This is a genomic window from Flavobacterium sp. PL002 (assembly GCF_054165825.1).
Genome location: NZ_CM135110.1, coordinates 352,317 through 377,300 on the forward strand (window position 1 = coordinate 352,317; position 24,984 = coordinate 377,300).

Sequence of the window (24,984 nt, forward strand, 5' to 3'; positions counted from 1 at the left end):
TAACGCGTATGTGTCTTCTATTTACCACCTTGTAAGAACTTTAATTAAATTAGTTTGCAAAAATAAGTATTTCCTTTTTTATAATAAAATATATAATTGCTTATTTTAAAAAGTATTCGGTGTTGCCTTTTTAGATAATCAAGAGCTATCTAAAAAAACAACACGGAAATATAATTAGATCTGAAACCTATTTTTTACTGTTTTCTAGTTTTCTTTGATCAATTCGATTTTGTGCAATAGTAAGCGCTGCATGATGTGTCGTGATCCCTTTTGCTACAGCATAATCAAAAATCTCCAAAGTAGTATTGTAGATATTCTCAGTTTTACTCATGATCTCTGCTTTACCATAATGTGCTAGCTCAGCGTAAACATTGATAATTCCACCAGCATTAATCAAGAAATCAGGTGCGTATAAAATACCTCTTTCTTGTAAAATAGCTCCGTGAACATCTTCATTTGCTAATTGATTATTTGCCGCTCCAGCAATAACTTTTGCTTTAATTTTATTTACAGTAGCGTCATTAATAGTTGCTCCCATAGCACATGGTGCGTAAATATCAACATCAGCAGTATATAAATCAGCTCCTGTATAAATAGTCGCATTGTATTTATTTCCTACCTCATATAATTTTTCTTCGTTAATATCAGCAATAGTTACAATAGCACCTTCTTTAGTTAAATATTCTACTAAAGTTTCTCCTACGTGACCAATTCCTTGTACCAGTACTTTTTTACCTGCTAGAGAGTCGGTTCCAAATTTATGTTTTGCAGCCGCTTTCATCCCCATATAAACTCCAAAAGCAGTTACAGGTGATGGGTTTCCTGCTCCACCTCTTTCTTCAGATATTCCAGTTACATAAGGAGTCACATCTCTTACAATGTCCATGTCCTTAGTTTCCATTCCTACATCTTCTGCAGTAATGTAACGCCCGCTTAATCCGTGAACAAATTCTCCAAATTTACGCATCAACTCAGGAGTTTTCTTAGTCTTAGCATCACCCATAATAACGGCTTTACCTCCACCAATGTCTAAACCTGTAATAGCTGCTTTATAAGTCATTCCGCGAGACAAACGTAAAACGTCATTTAACGCTTCCCATTCATTAGCATAATCAAACATACGTGTTCCTCCTAAAGCAGGTCCCATAACCGAATTATGAATACCAATAATTGCTTTTAAACCCGTATCTTTGTCATTGCAAAATACAATTTGTTCGTGATCATCAAATGATAGTTGTCCAAAAACGGGATCCATTTTTTGAAGTTCCTTTCCTGTTGTGAAAGTTGCATCCATATAGTTTAATTTTATAGTGATATAATTGTGAATTTGTCAAAAAGACAAATCAAAATTACACAAAATATGCATATCTTTCATTTTTTTTATGAAAAATTGTCTTTTCTATAAAATACTAACCTATATTATCTTTTAATAATTTATAATTTAATAACATTTTACTTAAAAAGTAAAGAATCATAATACCGAATATCACAAAAAAATGAAAGAATTAAGTTATTTAAACAAATATTTTATAAAATACAAGTACAGTTTTTCGCTTGGTATTTTGTTCACAATAATCGCACAAATATTCATGCTCTTTACGCCTAAATTGATAAGTCAATCATTTAAGGTTATTGAGAGTTTCTCTAAGGACAAAACAATTTCAACGCAAGTGATTAGAGAAGAACTTACCTCTAATGTCTTATTAATTATCGCAACCACTATTATCGCTGGTTTTTTAACTTTCCTAATGAGACAAACATTAATTGTAATGTCACGTCACATAGAATTTGATTTAAAAAATGAGGTTTTTAGACAATATGAAAACCTGAGTCAAAGTTTTTACAAACAAAACCGTACGGGAGATTTAATGAACCGTATTAGTGAAGATGTCTCAAAAGTGAGAATGTATGTTGGTCCCGCAGTTATGTACTCAATCAATACCATTATTCGTTTTACGATTGTCATTGTTTACATGTACAATGTATCTCCACGATTAACCGCTTACACTTTGCTACCACTACCGTTATTATCTTACGGAATATTTAAACTAAGTACCGAAATCAATAAGCGCAGTACCATTTTTCAGCAGTATTTATCTAAAGTCTCTAGTTTTTCACAAGAAATTTTCTCTGGACTACGTGTAATTAAAGCCTATTCTTTAGAAAATCAGCATCAAAACAACATGGTCAACTTAGCCAATGAAAGTAAAAGCAAAAGTTTAAACCTAGCAAGAGTACAGTCGCTTTTTGGTCCTTTAATGTTAGCACTAATTGGCATCAGTAACTTGGTGGTTATTTATTTTGGTGGATTAATGTACATTGATGGTACAATTAAAAGCATAGGAACAATAGCCGAATTTATTCTTTACGTTAATATGTTAACTTGGCCAGTTGCCTCATTAGGATGGGTATCATCAATGGTTCAAGAGGCCGAAGCTTCTCAGAAACGTTTGAATGAATTCTTGAAAATCGAACCTCAAATTCAAAACAACAATCCTGACAAATCTATCATTGAAGGATCCATTGCTTTTGAAAACGTAAACTTTACTTATGATGACACGAAGATAAATGCTTTAAAAGACATTTCGTTCACAGTAAACAAAGGCGAAACTTTAGCTATTTTAGGTAAAACAGGCTCTGGTAAATCAACCATTCTTTCTTTAATTTCTCGTTTGTATGACGTTAATAGTGGTGTGATAAAAATCGACAATAAAAGTATTGAATCACTGAATTTATTTGATTTAAGAAACAGCATTGGTATTGTACCACAAGACGCTTTTCTTTTTTCTGATTCAATCAAAAACAATATTAAGTTTGGTAAAGAAAATGCGACGGACGACGAAGTTATGGCTGCTGCCAAAAGTGCTGTGGTTCACGACAACATCATGGGCTTCACCAAACAATATGATACGGTACTTGGAGAAAGAGGAATTACACTTTCAGGAGGACAAAAACAACGCGTTTCTATAGCACGTGCCATTATTAAGAGTCCGCCTATTTTACTTTTTGACGATTGCCTATCCGCAGTCGATACAGAGACTGAAGAGACGATTTTGAACAATCTTTTTGAGATTTGCAAAGACAAAACAACAATAATTGTAAGTCATCGTGTCTCATCGGCTAAAAATGCTAGTAAAATAATTATCCTTGAAGATGGTAAAATAATTCAACAAGGAACTCATAATCAATTGATAAATCAAGAAGGCTATTACGCTTCCTTATATCTAAAACAACTTTCAGAAAAAGAAATGCTTTAATTGTTGTGTAAACCATAATTTTTTAAGATTTTTGATTACTACTTAACAACCATTAATTGATAGAACGGATTATGAGAGAAAACGACATGTTAGAAAAAGAAGAAATTTTTTCTAAGGTTTTACGAGCTGGAAGAAGAACCTATTTCTTTGATGTAAGAGCAACAAAAGCAGATGATTATTACATTACAATTACTGAAAGTAAAAAATTTACTGAAGAGGATGGATCATTTCACTTTAAGAAACATAAAATCTACTTATACAAAGAAGATTTTGCCGCTTTTGCAGAAATCTTAAATGACATGACAACTTATGTTTTGAACCACAAAGGAGAAGAAGTAATTTCTGAAAGACATCAAAAAGATTTTAAAAAAGAATACGTTACTGAAAAAGTAATACTAGAAGAGGCAGTACCAAGCATTTCAAGTTTTACAGATATCGACTTTGACGATATTTAATTATATTACAAATTCAATTCCTATTACTTATTAAATTAAAAAGTCCAAAAGCTGCATGGTTTTTTGGACTTTTTGATTATAAATTATTTCCTAATTATAACATTAAATTACATGAAAGACCTTTTTGAAAAAAATATAGAAAAGTACGGAGAATTAATAATACCATGGCTTTTAACTAGTGGAGTTAAAATAATTTTTATAATTATTGCCGCATTAATCTTAAATAAAGTAATTACAAGTTTTATTGAAAAAGCGGTTAGAATTGCTGTACGTCCTGACAAAAACTCATCGGCAGAAGCAGAAGCAAAAAGAGAAGATACCTTAATTCAAATTTTTTCTACAACTTCTAAAATTTCGATCCTATTAATTACAGGATTAATGGTTTTACAGGAATTTGGTGTCGAAATCGCCCCAATATTAGCCGCAGCAGGAATTGTAGGTTTGGCATTTGGTTTTGGTGGTCAATACCTCATCAGAGATATCATTAGCGGATTATTTATTATTCTCGAAAACCAATACCGCATAGGAGATATTGTAAGTTTTGACAACGCAGGTGGTGAAGTAATCGAAATTAGTTTAAGAAAAACAACCTTACGCGACCTTGACGGAACCGTGCACCATATTCCTCACGGGGAAATTAAAAAAGTTTCCAATCTTTCTAAAGATTTCTCACGTATTAATATTGACATGGGTGTAGGATACAGTTCAAATTTAGAACATGTAATTACTGTAATCAATAGCGTAGGAACAGCTTTAGCAAATGACCCTCTATGGAAAAATGCAATCATAGCAGCACCGCAATTTTTAAGAGTTAATGATTTTGCCGACTCTGCCATAATGTTAAAAATTCTAGGAGAGACTTTACCTAGTAAACAATGGGAAGTTGCCGGTGAATTGCGTAAACGACTTAAAGTAGCCTTTGATAAAGAAGGAATTGAGATTCCGTTTCCACAAATGACACTGCATCATGTTAGAGAAAAAGCAGTAGAAACTGAAAAAGAAGCGCCAAACAATTAATTATTGCTTAAAACACAATATAATGAGCCTGAAAATCTACTGATTTTCAGGCTTTTTTTATACATTTATAGAAGAATAATATACTAATTATTCCGTTTGAAGTTAGTATACAAAAACACTAACACACCAATAATAAATACTTACAAACTAAATCTCTTGCTATTAGGGCAACTTACTTTTAAGTATTATTTCATTTCATACTTATGTCTAAAGAAATAAATATTCCAGAAAACATCATTGGCCTTACTAACAGTGAAGTTGTTGCATCAAGAAAGGAATTTGGAAGTAACGAACAATCTCATAAAACAGAATACAAATGGTGGCTAGCGCTCATAGAAATGTTCAAAGAACCCATGCTTTTATTATTGATTGCCGTTGCAATAATCTATTTTGTGTTAGGCGAAAATAGTGAAGCCTACTTTATGCTTGCTGCAATAGTTGCTGTTTCTGGAATCTCCTTTTTTCAAGACAATCGCAGCAGAAAAGCACTAGACGCCTTAGAAAAACTCAATGAACCGCTTAGTACTGTTTTAAGAAATGCCGTAGTTATCCAAATCCCAACACGAGAAATTGTAGTAAACGATATTGTAATTGCCGAAGAAGGCAACACCATAAATGCTGATGGAGAAATCATCCATAGCAATGACTTCTCAGTAAATGAGTCATCACTTACCGGCGAAGCTTACGCTGTTTTCAAATCAGAGAAGTCCGAAAAAAAAGAAGTCTTCAGTGGCACATTAGTTGCTTCTGGATTAGCTGTTTATAAAGTAAAACAAATTGGTATTGCTACTGAAATAGGAAAACTGGGCACTGCTATATTAAGCATAAAAGAACAAGCCACACCGCTGCAAGTACAAATAGAGAAATTTGTAAAAGGAATGGCCGTTATTGGCATCGTAATTTTCTTACTAGTTTGGGGTGTTTATTTTTGGAAAACTAAAGACTTATTACAAAGTTTACTAAAAGGATTAACCTTGGCTATGTCTATTCTTCCCGAAGAAATACCCGTTGCCTTCACCACATTTATGGCATTAGGTTCTTGGCGATTAATGAAAGAAGGAGTAATTGTAAAAAAAATAAGAACCGTAGAAACGTTAGGAAGCGCCACTGTTATTTGTACTGACAAAACAGGAACACTCACTGAGAACAAGATGAGTTTACAATCAGTTTATGCTTTTAGTACTGGAGAATTGTATGAAAAAGAAAGTTGGAGCAACCCAGAAGCACAAGCCGTCATTACCACCGCAATGTGGGCGAGTGAACCTGTGCCTTTTGATCCTATGGAAATTACATTGCACGAGGAGTATCAAAAAATTACTAGTAATGATATCCGTAGAGAGTTTACAATGTTTCATGAATATCCGTTAGAAGGGAAACCACCTATGATGACGCATATTTTTCAGAACCAAGAAGGCAAACGTATAGCTGCTGCCAAAGGTGGTGCTGAAACGATTATAAAAGTCTCTAAACTCAACACAGATCAAAAAAACACTATTTATAAAACAATTGATGCCTTAGCGGCAAAAGGTTACCGAGTGCTTGGTGTTGCACAATCTTCTTATTCTAAACAGGAATTCCCGGATAACCAACAAGAGTTGCCATTTCAATTTTTAGGCTTAGTAGCTTTCTACGATCCTCCAAAAGGCAATATTAAAGAAGTCATCAAACAATTCTACCAAGCTGGAATTGATGTTAAAGTAATCACTGGTGACAACAGCGCTACCACGAAAGCAATTGCCCAAATGGCAGGAATTAAAAATACTGACCGCATTATGGAAGGCGAAGCAATTATGGCGCTAGATGAAAATGAAAGATTAGCAGCTATTCACGACAGTACCTTAATGACTAGAATGTTTCCTGATGCTAAATTAGCAGTGGTTAATGCATTAAAAAACGACAACCAAATTGTAGCCATGATTGGTGATGGTGTAAATGATGGACCAGCATTAAAAGCTTCACACATAGGAATTGCAATGGGTAAAAAAGGAACTGAGATTGCTAAAACTGCAGCCGATTTAATTTTAGTTGATGACGACCTATCAAAAATGATTGTAGCTGTAGCTGCTGGACGTCGTATTTATACCAATCTTAAAAAAGCCGTTCAATACATCGTTTCCATACATATACCGATAATTTTAACCGTTTCCCTACCGTTATTTTTAGGTTGGATTTATCCGGATATTTTTACACCTGTACATGTTATTTTCTTAGAAATAGTAATGGGTCCAATGTGTTCTATTGTATACGAAAATGAACCTGCTGAAAAGAACAGCATGTTGCAAATGCCCCGCCATTTGGGCAGTACTTTTTTATCTTTAAAAGAAATGGCTATTAGTATCGTTCAAGGAATTATCATCACAGTCGGGATTTTATTTGTATACCAGTTGACAGTCCAAAATGGAGGGTCAGAGAATCTTACTAGAACAATGGTATTCACTACCTTAGTTTTTTCTAATGTTATCTTATCTCTTGTTAACCGTTCCTTTTATTACTCAGTTTTTACTTCGTTAAAAAATAAAAACAACATGATGGTTTTCGTAAATACTATTACATTAATAATGCTTGCTATGATTATCTACATCAATCCTATTGCACGTTTTTTTGAAGTAGAACCGTTGGCTTTTACCCAATTGTTAATATGTGGAGGAGTTAGCGCAGTAGCAGTACTATGGATTGAAATCTGGAAATGGAATAAACGCAGTAAAAAAAATTATTTATACTAAAAAAATAATGAAAAATACTATTGTATCAATACAATGGCTTAAAGAAAATCATCATGATAAAGAGGTGATTATACTTGATGCGAGCCAACAAATAAATCAAACAAAGGTTTTTCCTGAATTTCAAGGCATACAAATTAAAGGCGCCCGATTTTTTGACATAAAAAATGATTTTAGCGATACCACAAATCCGCTTCCTAATACAATACCAAGTCCCGACGCTTTCGCAAAAGCAGCGCAAAAACTGGGAATTAATTCTACTAGCAAAATTATAATTTATGACAGCCTTGGCATTTATTCTAGTCCTAGAGCGTGGTGGCTTTTTCAAATTATGGGTCATAAAAACGTCTGGGTACTTAATGGTGGACTTCCCGCTTGGGCGAAAGAAAATCTTCCGGTAGAAAAATCAGTAAAAAACGATTATGAAAGTGGTGATTTCGAATCCAATTTCAACTCAAAAATGGTGAAAAGTAAAGAGCAAATACTAAATAATATTGACTCAAAAGAAGCAATATTAATCGATGCACGTTCTAGTGATCGTTTTTACGGAGAAACCGAAGAACCAAGAGCCGGATTGCGCAGCGGTCATATTCCAGGAGCAATAAACATCCCGTACACTGATTTACTAGAAAACGGTCTTTTTTTATCGAAAGAAAAATTAGCTACCGTGCTACCTAATCAAGAGAAACCTATACTATTTAGCTGTGGTTCTGGCGTTACAGCTTGTATTGATTATCTTGCTTATGAAATAATTGGAAGCACCAATTCTAAAGCCATTTACGACGGTTCGTGGACTGAATGGGGACAAATCGAAAGTTTACCAATAGAGTAATAAAATCATCCTATATGTTGCCATTTAATTCAAATAGTAAGAATAACATCAACAATCCTAAAACTTTGAAATACACTAAATATTACTTGTATATACTAGTGGTGATTATGATTTCGTCTTGCGCAACTAATAAAGACAGTACGCATCAGCAAAATCATTCTTATACTCCTGACGACCCCGAATTATACCGTACTATAATAGCAATGGATAGCGTTTTCTTTACCGCATATAACAACTGTAATCTAGACAAACAAGCAGTAATATACGCTGACAATATTGAATTTTATCACGATAAAGGCGGATTAATGACTTCAAAAAAAGACATATTAGATGCAACTAAAAAATACATTTGCGGAAAAGTAAGTCGGGAATTAGTAAAAGGAAGCGTGGAAGTTTATCCCATAAAAGATTTTGGTGCCATTGAAATAGGTTTGCATAAATTTCATAACAATCAAGAGCCAGCTGGGACAGCTTCAAAAGAAAGTAAGTTTATAATGATGTGGCAATTTAAAAATAACGAATGGAAAATCACAAAAGTAATCAGCCTACATTGATGAAGTAAAAGTGAATTTAACCAATTCGCAATCCATTTTCAATTTTAAAATCGGGTGTTAATAATATCACATCACCTTCCGCTCCTACAGCTCCTAAAACTAAGCATTCACTCATGAATTTACCTATTTGCTTTTTAGGAAAATTTACAACAGCCACGATTTGTCGATCTAGTAAATCATCCTTTGAATACCTTTTTGTAATTTGAGCTGATGTTTTTCTAATTCCGATTGTTGTTCCAAAATCAATAGTCAGTTGGTAAGCTGGTTTCCTCGCTTCGGGAAAATCATTAATTTCTAGAATAGTTCCTACACGCATTTCAGTTTTCTCGAATTCTTGCCAACTCAGGTTATTTTCCATCATTCCTTTTGCTAAATAAATTACCAACTAAAATAACCATTTTAAGCTAAAAGCAATCCTTTTTTACTAACTTTAAAGTTCAAACAATAAATAAAATTTGCAATGGCAAGAACCGCTTCAAATATGTTGCCTTTAGGCACTAAAGCTCCCGATTTTTATTTAAAAGATCAAAAATCAGCATCTCAATGGTTTTCTTTTGCAGATTTAAAAGGAGAAAAAGGGACTTTGGTAGTATTCATCTGCAACCACTGTCCGTTTGTACATCATGTAATAGAAGAAGTTGTAATGATTGCTAATGATTATAGAGTTCAAGGCCTTGGTATTATTGCAATATCAAGTAATGACGTAGTGAATTACCCGCAAGACTCTCCAGAATTGATGACCGAATTCGCTTTCGAAAATAATTTTGAATTTCCTTATTTATATGATGAAAGTCAGGCTATCGCCAAAGCATATGACGCTACTTGTACACCAGATTTCTTTTTATTTGACAATCAAGACAAACTCATTTATCGCGGCCAGTTAGACGATAGTCGTCCTGGAAACGGGATTCCGCTTAGCGGAAATGATTTACGAGGAGCAATAGATGGTGTACTCTATAATCGTTCCATTAATCCGGATCAGAAACCAAGTATTGGGTGTGGAATTAAGTGGAAATAATACTTAAGGTTAAATATAATTAAAAATCCCATCTCGTTTAAAACAAGATGGGATTGTTAATTATATAAACTGATCAATAAAAATCTGATCACTGAATATTAAAAATTATTTAACGTCCATTAATTCAACGTCAAAAATCAAAGTAGCGTTTGGTGGAATTGCTCCTCCAGCACCACGAGATCCGTATCCTAATTCAGAAGGAATTACAAAACGTGCTTTGTCTCCTACTTTTAATAAAGCAATACCTTCATCCCATCCTTCGATAACTTGCCCTTGACCTAATTTGAATTCAATTGGCTTTTTTCTTGGGTAAGAAGAATCAAAAACTTTTCCGTTTTCTAAAGATCCTTCGTAATGAACGGCAACTGTTTTTCCAGCAACGGCTTGTTTCCCTTCACCTCTTTGGATGAATTGGTAACGCAATCCGCTATCTGTTTTTTCAAAACCAGCAGCTAATTTTTCCATCGCAGCATCTGCGCCAGCTCTTTGATCTGCAATACGTTTTTTACGGTTTCCTTCAAATGATCTAAAAGCTTCAATAGCATTCCATTTTTCAGCTTCCTCACCTACTCTAACAATTTCTAAAGTATCTAATGAATCCCCTTGTGCAATTGCATCAACAACATCTTGTCCTTCTACAACATGACCAAAAACAGTATGCTTACCGTCTAACCAAGAAGTAGGAACGTGCGTAATGTAAAATTGAGAACCATTAGTTCCAGGACCTGCATTAGCCATTGCTAAAATACCTGGTTTGTCATGCTTTAAACTTGGGTGAAATTCATCATCAAATTTATAACCTGCATCTCCAGTTCCAGTTCCTTGTGGACATCCACCTTGAACCATGAAATCAGGAATAACTCTATGAAAATTCAAACCATCATAGTATTTAGTTCCTTGAGGCTTTACTTTATTTTCCATATTACCCTCAGCAAGAGCAACAAAATTCCCTACTGTTCCTGGCGTTAATTCATGCTCTAACTTTACTAAAACAGCTCCTTTTGCTGTGTTGAATTTAGCGTATATTCCGTTTTCCATCTTTTTATTTTTTTATTGAATTACAAATTTACAAATTAATTTTTATCATTACTATTTTCTATCACTTTCCGTTTTGATTTAAACGTAAAAGCATACACCGAAAAAGCTAATGCAGATAATAGCAAACCACCTAAAGCCACCGCATGCCAACCTCCAAATTGCCATAAAAACAACCCAAATGCTGATCCTGCAGCTGTTCCTAAAAAGCTAAAAGACATGAATACAGTATTCATGCGATTTCTTGCTTCAGGCAATATAGAATATACACGGGTTTGGTTCGAAATATGCACGCCTTGCAAACCAATATCTATCAATACGATACCTATAACAATACCAACAACGCTTGCTCCCGAGAAATAGAAAACGATAAAACTTAACGCAATTAATAAACAACCATAGCCCACCGCCACTCTTGAACTTCCTTTATCACCAAGCTTTCCAACCAAAGGCGCTGCCAAAGCTCCTGAAGCACCTACAATACCAAATAATCCAATTGTTGCACTATTAAAATGAAACGGTTCTGCCGAAAGTAATAAAACCATGGTTGTCCAGAAAGCACCAAATTGCGCAAAACTAAACACATTAATTAAAGTTGCCTCACGTAATAATGGTTGCTCTTTAATTAAAGTAAAAAGAGAACCAATCAATTGTCCATAGGAACCATTGAACACCGGTTTATTGTAAGGGAATTGTTTTTTTATAATAAAAAACAAAAGCAAACACAATCCAGAAGCAATCCAAAACATCGCACGCCAGCCTAAGACTTCTCCAATAAAGCCACTTAAGGTTCTTGATAACAAAATTCCAACTAATAATCCACTCATGATGGTTCCCACTACTTTACCTCGTTCTTCAGGTGCGCTTAATGAAGCTGCCAAAGGCAAAATAAGTTGTGGAACGATAGAGGTGATTCCGATTAAAAGGGAAGCGATTTCTAAGATTAGATAACTTTGTGCAGTAGCTGCAATAATCAAAGCAATTACAGAAGCAAAAGTGGTGTATAATATTTGTGTTTTGCGCTCTAACTTATCTCCTAACGGAACCATAAAAAACAAACCAATTGCATATCCTGCTTGCGTAAGATAGGTTATAGTACCAGCATCGGCATGCGGTATATTAAACTCGTCTGCGATTAAAACGATTAAGGGTTGGCAATAATATAAATTAGCCACTATAAGTCCCGTGGCAGCAGCCATAAACAGGACATTTTTTTTTGATAAATTCATCGCGCAAAAATACGTTGGGTTTATAAATTAAACTTTTAAAAAAAAGCTAAATTTTATACAAATACACTAATCTCTAAATTAAAAATACCCTCAAAAGATTTTCACTTTTGAGGGTATTGAATAAAGACTTGCTTTAATTATTTTTTTAAGCCATCAAGAGCTTTAAGTATGTCGTGCGCTTCGGCTCTATTTCTATATTCAGCGTCTAAAAATGTATACACAATTTTACCACTTTGATCGATTACATATGTGGCTGCTAATGGTAATTCATCAGACTCATCACCGTTATATCCATGTAAATCAAATCCTTTTTGGTAAGACGCAGCTACATCATCAGTTAATTTAAAGACTATTCCGTATTCTTTTGCTACTTTATTTCCTACATCACTCAAAACTTCAAATTGTAAATGGTGTTTCTCAGCAGTAGACATTGATTTATCTGGTAATTCAGGTGTTAGTGCTAATAAATTAGCCCCTTTTAACTGAATATTTGGTAATTGTTCTTGTAAATAATGCAAAGTCATGTTGCAATAAGGACACCATCCACCACGGTACCATGTCAAAACTACAGGTCCTTTTTTTAGATAATCACTTAATTTCACTTCTTTACCAGTGGCATTTGTAAGACTAAAATCAGGAGCGATATCCTCATTTTTCTTAGCGTTAGCAACTACGTTCTGGCGTGTTACATCAGCTATTCCAGCTGCATATATTTCTTTAATTTGTTCTGGCGCTTTCTCTTCCCAAGCATTTTTAGCATTATCTAAAGTGGCTTGTAAACCAATTGTATTGTTTTCTGTGCTCATTTTTATATTTGTTTATTGATTGTACAAATGTACTATTACGTTTCCCTTAATTGTTTATAATTTTTTCTCGAAAATGTTACAATATTTCCCGAATTAAATCTAAAATTACTAGCTTCTAATTTTCTAAAAAGTCAGTTAGTGGCTTAATAAATTTATCAAAACTCTCAATATGTGGCATGTGTCCAATATTAGGAATCTCCACTAATTTTGAATTTGGTATTTTCTTTTGCGTTTCTTTTCCTAGTACAGCATACAACCCCATTGTTTTCCTAACCTCATCATTAACTAGAGGTTTTCCTAAAGCCGTTCTATCTCTTGTTCCAATTATTAAAAGCGTGGGGGCTTTTATGTTTTGGAATTCATAAACGACTGGCTGTGTAAAAATCATGTCATACGTTAGGGCTGAGTTCCAAGCTATTTTATTAAAATCAGAATTCAGAGTCCAACCTGCTAATAGATTTACCCACTCATCATATTCAGGATTCCATTTCCCATCGTAGTAACTGTCTAACTGGTATTTTTTAATTCTGTCGTAACTTTGTGTTAATTCGTTTTTATACCACCAATCTACTGTTTGATAAGGCACTTTTAATTTCCAGTCTTCTAAACCTATTGGATTTTCAAGAATCAATTTCTCCGTAACCTCAGGATACATCAATGCAAAACGTGTCGCTACCATTCCGCCCATAGAGTGTCCCAATACAGCTGTTTTTTGAATTCCAAGAGAATCCAGAATCTGTTTTGTATTTTGCGACAATTGCTGAAAAGTATATTGGAAGTTATTTGGTTTAGTCGATTTTCCAAAACCTATTTGATCTGGAACGATAACACGAAATCCTTTTTTTGTCAACGCTTCAATAGTGGTTTTCCAATAAGCTCCATTAAAATTTTTCCCGTGCAGTAATAGCACGTTTTTCCCGTTGTAATTATTGGGTTTCACATCCATATATTCCATTTTGAGTTCTTGTTGCTGCACATTTAAAGTGATATAATGTATTGGATAAGGATATTCATAATTAGACAAATTGATGTCTAACCATTTTAGTTCTTCTTGTTGTGCAAAAGACCCCAAGGTTATAAAAAAGAGTCCTATTAAAAGTTTGAATTTCATTTTTAGTATTTTTTATTAGAATCGTAAATTTAAGTAGAAAGAATGCTAATGGAAAACTATTAGGAAAACTTTACGATTAAATAGCACAAAGTACAACTATGAAATAGCTTTGTTAAACAAGAATATAATTTCAAAATTTCAATCTAATAATCTAGGATGCAACTATCGCATCATAAATCACAATTACTGTTTTTATCATATATAAGATTATAGTTACTTATTTCAAAAAAAATTTCATGCAACTTTAACTTTTATGTCCTGCTTTTTTGAGAGCGAAAATATACTTATCTCCTTTGTTTACTTGAATCTTTACATTACAACATACCTAATTAAAAAACGATCTAAATAAATTATTAACATTTTTTTTACATATAATGTAATTTACTTTATAATATTTTGTTTATTTGGTATTCCAAACTGGTGCACCAGTTTGGAATACCAAATTTACGATTGAATACTTAACCTAAATTTATTTAAAGATTATGAAAACAAAATCGATTAAGGATTATCAAATGAATTATTTGAAATCGAATCTAGTTTATGGCTTTATTAGCCTATGTCTATTAGGCCTTACTGGATGCAGCAATGATGTAGACCAAGTAGGGAATGATTTAACAAATGCCTCAAGTGACAAAACAACGAATATAGTAACTGATTTTAAAGTAGCAGGTATAACTACTGCAACTACAGCTTCTCCTACTTCGGTTTTAGGAATTACATCAAGCAAATGGAAAATTAATAGCAGCACTGGATCACCTAGTTCTTCATCTCAAAAATATTGGGATGACATTACAGATAGTGGCGCTAATTACGCAACTTATTCAGACACTAATTATTTTTACACAGATGGTTCATGGGTTTACTTTAAAGCTTGGAGAGGCACTAAAACTTCGTCTTCTTCAGGGAATCCAAGAACAGAATTAAGAGAAATGATAAGTGGATCTGCAGCTAATTGGAATGGTTCGTCAGGAACTCACTCTATGACATGGACAGTTAAAGTAGATAAATTACCTAAAGGAAAAGACGGATCCACTGGAGTTGTATGTTTTGGCCAGATTCATGGGCCTGAAAAGAATTCAAATGGTGTTGAAGTGGATGACATTATTCGTTGTCAATTTTATGGAACTGCCAATCAATCTACAGGTACTGTAAAATTAAAAATCAGTGGCTATATTACTGAAACTGTTCTTGGTGAAAGCAAAACTTACACAGGGTATAATTTAGGTTCTACTTATACTTTTACACTTAAATATTATGGTAGTACTGTTTATTTATATAATGGTTCAACTTTAGTATTTTCTCAAAAAATGAATACTAGTTGTGACAGCAACTACTTTAAAGTTGGTGACTATTTACAGTCTGTACAAAGTCAATCTTATGATGGTTCTTATGGTTTAGTGGGAATCAAAAATTTAAGTGTTACACACACTAATTAATTAGTTTTTAATGACTTCATTTAAAACGGGTTATCTAAAATAGACAGCCCGTTTTTTTTGTTATATAAAAAGTTTTTTTTTATGAAAACGCTTTATTATCGTTTCAATTATTGAGAAGATTATTCTGGAATACCATACTATTTATAAAAGAGTCCAATTGTCAGTTCGAGCGCAGTCGAGAACCGCTATTGCAACTCTATGGCACTTGAGGTGACGAAAATTAGACTGAACTATATCGGCTTTTTGGATACAATAAACACCCTTATCTATTGTTAAAATCGACGCAATCAACTAATTAAAAAACTACAGTTCCTGTATAAATGCTTAGCTTAATAATTTAAGCTCAAATAATACTATTAGAAAAATTTTACACTTTAGAAATCAAAACATAATCCCAACTACATTGGCTAGCCCAGATGGAAACGGCATCCTATTGTGCCGGGGTTCGGCGCAATAGATATAGTGGACAGCTGGAAATTGCTCTAAAAAAAATGACATCCTTAACGAATGCCATTTTAAATAGTATTGTAATGAGATTATTTCTCTATCAATCCTGCATTTCTTAAGTACGGTTCGATTTCCATATCATGACCTATCAATTCCTTAAAAGCTTCGTTTAAATCTACACTATTCCCTACTGATAAAATGTATTTTCTGAAACGCTCGCAGTTTTCTCTAGTCAAACCACCATTAGCATTCATCCAGTCGTATACATTATAATCTAAGGTTTTTGACCATGTGTATGCGTAATATCCAGCAGAATAACCGCCAGACCAGATGTGTGCAAAATAAGGAGAATGGTATCTTGTAGGTACTTCATTTACCAATAAACCGTATTTTTCAAGAGCTTCTTTTTCGAAAATTAAAGTTGGTTTAAAGTCTGCTTCATTCTCTACACTATGCCAGTTCATGTCTAAAGTTGACGCTGCCAAAAGTTCCGTTACATGATACCCACTATTGAAAGATTCTGCTTTTTTAATCTTGTCAATCAATTCCTGAGGAATCACTTCTTTAGTTTTATAATGTATTGCATAATTTTTTAAGACTTCAGGATCTAAAGCTGCGTGTTCATTGATTTGAGAAGGAAATTCTACAAAATCACGAGGCACAGAAGTCCCAGAAAGACTGGCATAATTTTGATTTGCAAATAATCCGTGTAAAGTATGTCCAAACTCATGAAACATGGTCGTTACGTTATCAAAACTAATTAAAGAAGGGTTTCCGTTTATTGGTTTTGCAAAGTTATATACGTTTACAATAACTGGTTTTTGTTTTAAATAATGCGATTGTTTCACAAAACTATTCATCCAAGCACCACCGTTTTTATTGTCTCTTGTATAGAAATCTAAATAGTAGATTGCCATTGATTTTCCGTCTTTATCAAAAACTTCGTAAGCCACAACATCCGGGTGATAGACTGGCAAATCAGGACGCGCTTTAAAAGTTATACCGTACATTTTTTGGGCTGCAAAAAACACTCCTTTTTCAAGAACTGTTGTCAACTCAAAATATGGTTTTACTTGACTTTCGTCCAAATCGTATTTGGCTTTACGAACTTGCTCAGAATAAAAATTCCAATCCCATGGTTCTAACTTGAATCCACCGTTTTGAGCATCAATAAGATCTTGAATTTCTTTGGCTTCTCCTTTTGCTTTGGCTACTGCAGGTCCTGCAATTTTTGCTAATAAGTTCATTGCTCTCTCTGGCGTTTGTGCCATTTGGTCTTGTAGCTTCCACTCAGCAAAATTCTTTTTGCCCATTAAGTTGGCTTTTTGCAAACGCAATTTTGCCATTTGCTCTAGCACTTCACGAGTATCTCCATCATCATTCTTTTCGGCACGAGTCCAAGATGATTTGAATATTTTTTCTCTAGTTGCTCGGTTAGTTAAACTCTGTAATAAAGGCTGTTGCGTAGTGTTTTGCAAGCCTATTAAATATTGTCCATCGTGACCCGCTTCAGTCGCTTTTAATTTTGCAGCAGCAAGATCATTAGCGCTTAAGCCATCTAAATCAGTTACATTATCAAAAAGAATTGCTCCGTTTTTACGAGCTGCTAATAATTTATTTCCAAAAAGAGTTCCCAAACTAGCCAACTCTCCATTGATTTTTTTCATTTTCTCCTTATCCGCTTCAGATAAATTAGCACCGGCCAATTCAAAATCTTGCAAATAATTTTCAGTTAGTTTTTTATCTTCTCCTTTAAGAGTATTCAAATCAACTGCTTTAATACGGTTGTATAACTTAGAATTCAAGTACATTTTATCGCTATGCGCTGAGAATATAGGTGCGTATTCTGCCTGCAAGGCTTGCAATGTTGGGTTGGTATTAGAGCCCGTTAAGTTGTAAAACATTCCAGTAGCTCTTTTTAAATCTACTCCAGAAGTTTCTAAAGCTAATATTGTATTTTGAAAAGTAGCCTTGGCAGTATTGTTTGTAATCGCTAATATCTCTTTGTCGTGAACCGCTAAACCATACTCAAAAGCAGGTTTAAAATGTTCGTCTTTAATTAAATTAAAAGCAGGAGCTTGATATTGTAATGTGCTTTTTTGTAATAATGGATTGGTCATTTTTACTGATTTATCTTGGGCATTAATCGATTGTAAAGACGTAACCATAACAAGCATAGTGCTTGATAGAATTATGTTTGATAAAATTTTCATAAGGTGATTGTTATTTTCTATAAAAGTAATTAAAAAAATAGAGACAATCAGCATGCACCACCTAATCCTTAACTAAATTAATAGGTATATTTGCTTTAGAGCAGCACAAAAAAAACAGGTTCTAATTTTAGACTATGAAATCAATATTTGACAAAACCGATAATGCTATTATAATAAATCGTATCAACAAACTTACTCCTGAAAGTAAAGCTGAATGGGGTAAGATGTCTGTAGATCAAATGCTAGAACACACTAATGCTGCGGTGATAGTTGCTTTTGGAGAAAAAGAGCTAAAAGTAAACTTCTTAATAAAGTTGGTTGGTAAAATATTAAAGAAAAAAGTCTTCAATTCGGAATTCAAAAAGAATAGTCCCACAGCCAAAGAATTTGTTTTTACCGCACAATACGATTTTGAGCACTCTAAAAATGAATTAATTAAAAATTTTAGTCGTTTTGCTGCTGGAATTGAATCCATAAAAACAAATGATCACCCTTTTTGGGGAAATATGTCTCCCGAAGATTGGAATAAATTGATGTGGAAACATGTAGATCATCATTTAAAACAATTTGGAGTGTAATACTTCTCTATACTGTTTCTTAGTACTTGACTCTTGACTCTACTTTTGTACCTTTACCAAATAAATTACTAACATGCGAATAGATATTATTACCGTTTTACCTGATTTACTTAGAAGTCCGTTTGAAGCTTCGATTATGAAACGCGCCATTGACAAAGGACTTGTTGAAGTTCATTTTCATAATTTACGTGATTACACTACCAATAGGCAAAAAAGTGTAGACGATTACGCTTATGGTGGTCGTGCGGGTATGGTAATGACTGTGCAACCTATTGATGATTGCATCACGCATTTAAAAAGCGAAAGAAGCTACGACGATATAATCTATATGTCTCCCGATGGTAAAACTTTGAATCAAAAAATGTGTAACACCATGTCTATGTATGAAAACATTATCATATTATGCGGACATTATAAGGGAGTAGATCAAAGAGTTCGTGATCACTTTATCACTAAAGAAATTTCAATAGGAGATTATGTATTATCTGGAGGAGAATTAGGCGCTTTAGTATTATCAGATGCATTAATTCGCTTAATTCCAGGAGTTTTGAGTGACGAAACATCTGCTTTGACAGATAGTTTTCAAGATGGTTTATTATCAGGACCTATATATACAAGACCAGCTGATTATAAAGGATGGAAAGTTCCAGAAGTTCTAACAAGCGGTAACTTTGCTAAAATAGACAAATGGAATGAGGACATGGCGTACGAACATACTAAAACAAGACGACCTGATTTATTGGAAGAATAGAAAAACCACTTAACAATCAGTATTTAAGCAACCCTTTATAGCTTTAAATAAAATAATTTCAAAATCTAAACTTTTTTAATTACTTTTGCACCCACTTTAGACTAACCTCTGGCGAGATCCGTGAATGTTGCTCTAGTATAAAAAACCATAATTACAATTATCATGGCAGATTTAATGAAATTCGTTAAAGACGAATTAGTTACAAAAAAAGAATTTCCTGAATTCGGAGCTGGAGACACAATCACAGTTTACTACGAAATTAAAGAGGGTGAAAAAACTAGAACACAGTTTTTCAAAGGAGTTGTTATCCAAAGAAGAGGTTCTGGTAACACAGAAACTTTTACTATTCGTAAAATGTCAGGTGCAGTAGGTGTTGAGCGTATCTTCCCTGTAAACTTGCCAGCTTTACAAAAAGTTGAAATCAACAAAAAAGGTGCAGTTCGTAGAGCTAGAATTTTCTACTTTAGAGAACTTACTGGTAAAAAAGCAAAAATTAAAGATAAAAGAAGATAGTCAAATATCCCTTTATCATAAAAGTCCCAACAATGTTGGGACTTTTTTTTGTCCTAATTTTAACCAAAAACGACAACATTGTTGGAAATAGACCTGTTCCATGAACAAAACAATAAATTCAACACTAACAAGTTAACAATCCTATAATTCAATTAATTCTAGTCAAAACTGAGCCTAATTTCGCTCGGATTTCATTATATTTGCATCGCTTAATTTTTAAGCATACGATTCATTTAACATTCTTTTTAAAAGGATACGATTATAAAAATATAAAAATGACACAGAAACCGAAGATTGTTTACACGTTAACTGACGAAGCTCCTTTGTTAGCTACTTACTCATTATTACCTATTGTTAAAGCATTCACTGCTACCTCTGGAATCGAAATAGAAACAGAAGACATTTCCCTGGCATCAAGAATATTAGCTACTTTCCCTGAGTTCTTAACTGATGCTCAAAAAGTTCCAGATGCATTAGCAGAATTAGGAAAACTTGCTACATCGCCAGAGGCTAACATTATTAAATTACCAAATATTTCAGCATCAGTACCGCAATTAAAAGAAGCTATTGCTGAATTACAAGCACACGGTTACAAGGTTCCTAATTTCCCTGGTGAACCACAGGACAAAGCTGAAAATGAAATCAAGAAAAAATATTCTAAAGTTTTAGGTTCTGCTGTAAATCCTGTATTACGTGAAGGAAATTCAGATCGTAGAGCGCCTAAAGCAGTAAAAAATTACGCTAAAGTAAACCCACATTCTATGGGGGCTTGGTCTGCAGATTCAAAAACAGAAGTAGCGTCAATGGAAAGTGGTGATTTTTACGGAAGTGAAAAATCAGTTACACTTGCAGAAGCTACAGATGTAAAAATTGAATTTGTTGCCGAAGATGGAAAAACAACTGTTTTAAAAGAAAGCACACCGTTAAAAGTGGGTGAAATCATTGACAGTTCTGTACTGCACTTAAAAGCTCTAAAAGCTTTTGTTGTTAAAGCAATCGCAGAAGCAAAAGCAAAAAACATCTTGTTATCTGTACACTTGAAAGCAACAATGATGAAGGTTTCTGACCCAATTATTTTTGGTGCAATCGTTGAAGTATATTTCGCTGCTGTTTTTGAAAAATACGCTGCTTTATTTGATGAATTAAACGTTGATACTCGTAATGGTTTAGGTGATGTATATGCAAAAATTGCAGGTCGCCCAGAACAAGCAGAAGTAGAAGCAGCCATTACTAAAGCAATTGAAAACGGTCCCGCTCTTGCTATGGTAAATTCTGATAAAGGAATTACCAACCTTCATGTACCTTCTGACGTAATTGTTGATGCTTCTATGCCAGCTATGATTCGTACTTCAGGTCAAATGTGGAATAAAGACGGAAAATCTCAAGATACTTTAGCACTTATTCCAGACCGTTCTTATGCTGGAATTTACACTGCAACTATTGATTTTTGTAAAAAGAATGGCGCTTTTGACCCTACTACAATGGGAAGTGTTCCTAACGTAGGTTTGATGGCCCAAAAAGCGGAAGAATACGGTTCCCACGACAAAACATTCCAGATGACAGGAAATGGTGTTGTACGTGTTATTGACACAAAAGGTAATGTATTAATGGAGCAAGCTGTTGATGCTAAAGACATTTTTAGAATGTGTCAAGCCAAAGACGCTCCTATTCAAGACTGGGTTAAGCTTGCTGTAAACAGAGCACGTTTATCTAACACTCCTGCTGTTTTCTGGTTAGATGAAAACAGAGCGCACGACAGACAATTAATTGAAAAAGTAAAATTATATTTAAAAGATCACGACACTACCGGTCTTGATATTCGTATTTTAAACCCTATTGAAGCTACTAATTTCACATTAGAAAGAATTAAAAAAGGAGAAGATACTATCTCAGTAACAGGAAACGTATTGCGTGATTACTTAACTGACTTGTTTCCAATTTTAGAATTAGGAACATCAGCTAAAATGCTTTCTATCGTTCCATTAATGAGCGGTGGTGGATTGTTTGAAACTGGAGCTGGTGGATCAGCACCTAAACACGTAGAGCAATTTACTAAAGAAGGGTATTTACGTTGGGATTCATTAGGAGAATTTTTAGCTCTTGGTGCTTCATTAGAACATTTAGGACAATCTTTACACAATTCTAAAGCAATTATTTTATCAGAAACTTTAGACGAAGCTAATGATGCTTTTTTAAGAAATGATAAATCTCCAAGTAGAAAAATAGGTCAAATTGACAACCGTGGATCTCACTTTTATCTAGCAATGTACTGGGCAGAAGCACTTGCAAAACAAGATAAAGACGCTGAACTAAAAGCCATCTTCACTCCTATTGCAGCTGAATTAAAAAGCAATGAAGCAAAAATCAATAAAGAATTGATTAGTGCACAAGGAAGACCTCAAGATATTGGTGGGTATTACCAACCAAATCCTGAATTAACAAGCAAAGCAATGCGCCCTAGCGCAACATTAAATGCAATTATAGCAAAAATCGCTTAAATTCATTTCATTGTTATTATACTGAAAAGGCAACTGGAAACAGTTGCCTTTTTTATTAACAAAAAATTAATCATTGTTTAATCACAATTTTCTTATCTTTTCAAGCTGTTAGTAAACCTAAAAAAAGAGTATGTTTTTAAAAAAATTCATCGGATTAATTCTTGTGTTATTATTTAGTATTGCTTCTTTTTCGCAAGAAAAATTTACAGTAAGTGGCACAATATCTGACAGTAGTAGCAATGAAACCCTTATAGGTGTCAATGTTTATATTCCAGAACTAAATGCAGCTGTTAGCACAAATGAATACGGCTTTTATTCTATTACATTACCTAAAGGAAATTACACACTTCTTGTAAGTTACATTGGTTATGAAACAGTTTCGGAAAAATTAAATTTAACTGAAAACAAAAAAAGTAATTTTAGTTTATCACCAAGTGGTGAAATGCTCCAAGAAGTAATTATTAAAGATGGTAACAAAATCACAAACATCCGTTCGCCAGAAATGAGTGTAAACCGATTATCGATTACTTCTATAAAAAAAATGCCTGTTGTACTAGGTGAAGTTGATGTAATAAAATCATTATTACTACTTCCTGGTGTTACTAATGCAGGTGAAGGAGCATCTGGATTTAATGTTCGTGGTGGTGGAGCTGATCAAAATTTAATCTTATTAGACGAAGCTACAATTTTTAACTCCTCCCATGTTTTTGGTTTCTTCTCAGTATTCAATCCTGATGCTATCAAAGATTTAAAATTATATAAAGGAGGTATTCCAGCAAATTTTGGAGGTAGAGCCTCTTCTGTTTTAGATATTTATCAAAAAGACGGTAACAGCAAATCTTTTCATGCTAATGGAGGTATTGGATTAATTTCAAGTAGGTTATTATTAGAAGGCCCTATCGTTAAAGACAAAGGTTCATTTCTAATTGGTGGTCGCAGTTCTTATGCTCATTTATTTTTAAAACTTAACGAAGAAACTAAAGATAACACCGCCTATTTCTATGATTTAAATGCTAAATTAAGTTACAAACTAAACCCAGATAATAATTTGTATTTTTCAGGTTATTTTGGTCGTGATGTTTTTGCTATTAACGATAGCTTTTCAAATATTTATGGAAACACCACGCTTAATTTACGCTGGAACCATCTTTTCTCTGATAAATTATTTTCTAATTTTTCCATGATTTATAGTGATTACTATTACGGATTAGACTTGGATTTCATTGGATTCAAATGGGAATCTGGAATAAAAAACTACAATATAAAGTACGATTTTAAAAATTATATTTCAGATACATTCAAACTTAATTATGGCGTAAACGCTATTTATTATTCTTTTAATCCAGGAAGAATAAGTCCTACCGATTCAGATTCAGGAATTAATCCTGACCAATTAGATAAAAAATATGCTTTTGAACCCGCTTTGTATATAAGTGCTGAACAAGAAATCTCTAAAAAAATTGCAATAACTTATGGATTACGCTATAGTATGTTCTATAGATTAGGAGCGTCAACGCTAAATCTTTATGAGAACAACAATCCTGTGATTTTTAATAACGATCAGCAAATTTACGAAAAAGCAGCTTCTACGGGAACACAATTTTATGACAAAAATAAAGTCATTAAAAGATTTAATAATTTAGAACCTCGTTTAGCCGTAGCCTACCAATTAAATGACAATACCTCTGTAAAAGCGAGCTATAACCGTATGACTCAATATTTACAGCTAATATCTAATACGTCCTCACCCACTCCTTTAGACATATGGATGCCTAGTGACAAGTACATAGAGCCTCAACTTGCAGACCAAGTGGCCATAGGCTATTTTAAAAATTTTAGTAATAATATGTATTCTCTAGAAATAGAAACCTATTACAAGAAAATTAAAAACCGCCTGGATTATATTGACGGAGCCGACTTAATTGCAAACGACGCTATTGAACAAGTGATTTTGAATGGTAGAATGCGCTCGTATGGATTAGAATTGATGCTTCGAAAAAATGAAGGAAGATTAAACGGATGGATTTCTTATACCTTATCAAAATCAGAACAGCAAACTCCGGGTAGAACCGCTGAGGAATCTGGAATCAACAATGGTAACTGGTACAACTCTGCTTATGATAAAACCCACAATCTCGCAGTAACAGCAGCCTATGAAAAGAATGAAAAATGGAGTTTTGGTGCTAATTTCGCTTTACAAACGGGACAACCTGTAACCTACCCTACAGGACAATATACTTATTTAGGTCTTGTGATACCTAGTTATGGTTTGCGAAACGAAAACCGACTTCCTACCTACCATCATTTAGATATTTCGGCAACGTTGACACCAAAAGCAAATAAAGATAGAAACTGGAAAGGCGAATGGGTTTTTAGTATCTACAATCTATACAATAGACATAATGCAGCTTCTATCAATTTTAGTCAAAACCTAGATACAGGTGTAAATGAGGCAGTAAAAACGTCGATTTTTGGAATCGTTCCTGCTGTAAGTTATAATTTTAAATTTTAATC

Annotated in this window: 20 protein-coding genes; 13 read left to right on the forward strand and 7 right to left on the reverse strand. The window is 33.7% G+C overall.

Translation table 11 applies throughout. The features are described 5' to 3' along the window. Positions 1-187 precede the first annotated feature (187 nt). Entirely contained in the window at positions 188-1,294 is a 1,107-nt protein-coding gene (locus ACVEGE_RS01480) for a Glu/Leu/Phe/Val family dehydrogenase (protein WP_173854367.1), read from the reverse strand. Positions 1,295-1,496: 202 nt separating this feature from the next. Between ACVEGE_RS01480 and ACVEGE_RS01485 the strand changes: the two genes are divergently transcribed. The 6 genes from ACVEGE_RS01485 to ACVEGE_RS01510 all read left to right on the forward strand — a co-directional run bounded on the left by ACVEGE_RS01485 (position 1,497) and on the right by ACVEGE_RS01510 (position 8,835). Then, positions 1,497-3,257: an ABC transporter ATP-binding protein gene (locus tag ACVEGE_RS01485; protein ID WP_173854368.1), complete on the forward strand. Its 1,761-nt coding sequence runs from the start codon at positions 1,497-1,499 to the stop codon at positions 3,255-3,257. A gap of 71 nt (positions 3,258-3,328) precedes the next feature. Continuing rightward, a complete protein-coding gene (locus tag ACVEGE_RS01490) occupies positions 3,329-3,712 on the forward strand; it encodes a PUR family DNA/RNA-binding protein (protein ID WP_173854401.1) in 384 nt (127 codons plus the stop codon). Between the two features lie 111 nt (positions 3,713-3,823). Then, on the forward strand, positions 3,824-4,729 hold the full coding sequence (locus ACVEGE_RS01495; RefSeq protein WP_173854370.1) for a mechanosensitive ion channel family protein: 906 nt from the start codon (positions 3,824-3,826) through the stop codon (positions 4,727-4,729). A 203-nt stretch (positions 4,730-4,932) separates the two neighbouring features. Continuing rightward, entirely contained in the window at positions 4,933-7,452 is a 2,520-nt protein-coding gene (locus tag ACVEGE_RS01500; RefSeq protein ID WP_192500296.1) for a cation-translocating P-type ATPase, read from the forward strand. A 7-nt stretch (positions 7,453-7,459) separates the two neighbouring features. After that, entirely contained in the window at positions 7,460-8,281 is an 822-nt protein-coding gene (locus tag ACVEGE_RS01505; protein ID WP_192500297.1) for a sulfurtransferase, read from the forward strand. A gap of 14 nt (positions 8,282-8,295) precedes the next feature. Next, on the forward strand, positions 8,296-8,835 hold the full coding sequence (locus ACVEGE_RS01510) for a nuclear transport factor 2 family protein (RefSeq protein ID WP_225738077.1): 540 nt from the start codon (positions 8,296-8,298) through the stop codon (positions 8,833-8,835). Between the two features lie 16 nt (positions 8,836-8,851). On the opposite strand, the gene ACVEGE_RS01515 is transcribed toward ACVEGE_RS01510, so the two are convergent. Continuing rightward, positions 8,852-9,193, reverse strand: coding sequence for a tRNA-binding protein (locus tag ACVEGE_RS01515; protein ID WP_192500321.1), 342 nt, complete (start codon positions 9,191-9,193; stop codon positions 8,852-8,854). Between the two features lie 102 nt (positions 9,194-9,295). Between ACVEGE_RS01515 and ACVEGE_RS01520 the strand changes: the two genes are divergently transcribed. Beyond that, complete coding sequence (locus ACVEGE_RS01520; protein ID WP_192500298.1) at positions 9,296-9,853, forward strand: thioredoxin family protein; 558 nt, start codon at positions 9,296-9,298, stop codon at positions 9,851-9,853. 105 nt (positions 9,854-9,958) lie between these two features. On the opposite strand, the gene ACVEGE_RS01525 is transcribed toward ACVEGE_RS01520, so the two are convergent. From ACVEGE_RS01525 to ACVEGE_RS01540, 4 genes are all read right to left on the reverse strand, one after another. Beyond that, positions 9,959-10,891 (reverse strand): peptidylprolyl isomerase, encoded by a 933-nt coding sequence (locus tag ACVEGE_RS01525; protein ID WP_173854374.1) that lies wholly within the window; start codon positions 10,889-10,891, stop codon positions 9,959-9,961. Positions 10,892-10,926: 35 nt separating this feature from the next. After that, complete coding sequence (locus ACVEGE_RS01530) at positions 10,927-12,087, reverse strand: MFS transporter (protein WP_225738078.1); 1,161 nt, start codon at positions 12,085-12,087, stop codon at positions 10,927-10,929. Positions 12,088-12,254: 167 nt separating this feature from the next. Then, positions 12,255-12,923: a peroxiredoxin-like family protein gene (locus tag ACVEGE_RS01535; RefSeq protein ID WP_192500300.1), complete on the reverse strand. Its 669-nt coding sequence runs from the start codon at positions 12,921-12,923 to the stop codon at positions 12,255-12,257. 115 nt (positions 12,924-13,038) lie between these two features. Continuing rightward, a complete protein-coding gene (locus tag ACVEGE_RS01540; RefSeq protein ID WP_192500301.1) occupies positions 13,039-14,034 on the reverse strand; it encodes an alpha/beta fold hydrolase in 996 nt (331 codons plus the stop codon). Between the two features lie 482 nt (positions 14,035-14,516). On the opposite strand from ACVEGE_RS01540, the gene ACVEGE_RS01545 reads away from it, so the two are divergent. Next, on the forward strand, positions 14,517-15,470 hold the full coding sequence (locus ACVEGE_RS01545) for a polysaccharide lyase family 7 protein (RefSeq protein ID WP_192500302.1): 954 nt from the start codon (positions 14,517-14,519) through the stop codon (positions 15,468-15,470). Positions 15,471-16,006: 536 nt separating this feature from the next. Here ACVEGE_RS01545 and ACVEGE_RS01550 read toward each other — a convergent pair. Beyond that, the gene (locus tag ACVEGE_RS01550) at positions 16,007-18,085 is read right to left on the reverse strand and encodes a M3 family metallopeptidase (RefSeq protein ID WP_370566959.1); all 2,079 of its coding nucleotides are present in this window, start codon (positions 18,083-18,085) and stop codon (positions 16,007-16,009) included. A 179-nt stretch (positions 18,086-18,264) separates the two neighbouring features. On the opposite strand from ACVEGE_RS01550, the gene ACVEGE_RS01555 reads away from it, so the two are divergent. From ACVEGE_RS01555 to ACVEGE_RS01575, 5 genes are all read left to right on the forward strand, one after another. Next, positions 18,265-18,708, forward strand: a complete 444-nt coding sequence (locus ACVEGE_RS01555) for a DUF1569 domain-containing protein (RefSeq protein ID WP_192500304.1) — start codon at positions 18,265-18,267, stop codon at positions 18,706-18,708. A gap of 73 nt (positions 18,709-18,781) precedes the next feature. Then, entirely contained in the window at positions 18,782-19,459 is a 678-nt protein-coding gene (gene trmD, locus ACVEGE_RS01560) for a tRNA (guanosine(37)-N1)-methyltransferase TrmD (RefSeq protein ID WP_192500305.1), read from the forward strand. Between the two features lie 162 nt (positions 19,460-19,621). Then, a complete protein-coding gene (gene rplS / locus ACVEGE_RS01565; RefSeq protein ID WP_173854384.1) occupies positions 19,622-19,972 on the forward strand; it encodes a 50S ribosomal protein L19 in 351 nt (116 codons plus the stop codon). A 275-nt stretch (positions 19,973-20,247) separates the two neighbouring features. Continuing rightward, entirely contained in the window at positions 20,248-22,470 is a 2,223-nt protein-coding gene (locus ACVEGE_RS01570; protein WP_192500306.1) for an NADP-dependent isocitrate dehydrogenase, read from the forward strand. A gap of 130 nt (positions 22,471-22,600) precedes the next feature. Beyond that, on the forward strand, positions 22,601-24,982 hold the full coding sequence (locus ACVEGE_RS01575; RefSeq protein WP_192500307.1) for a TonB-dependent receptor: 2,382 nt from the start codon (positions 22,601-22,603) through the stop codon (positions 24,980-24,982). Positions 24,983-24,984: the final 2 nt, after the last annotated feature.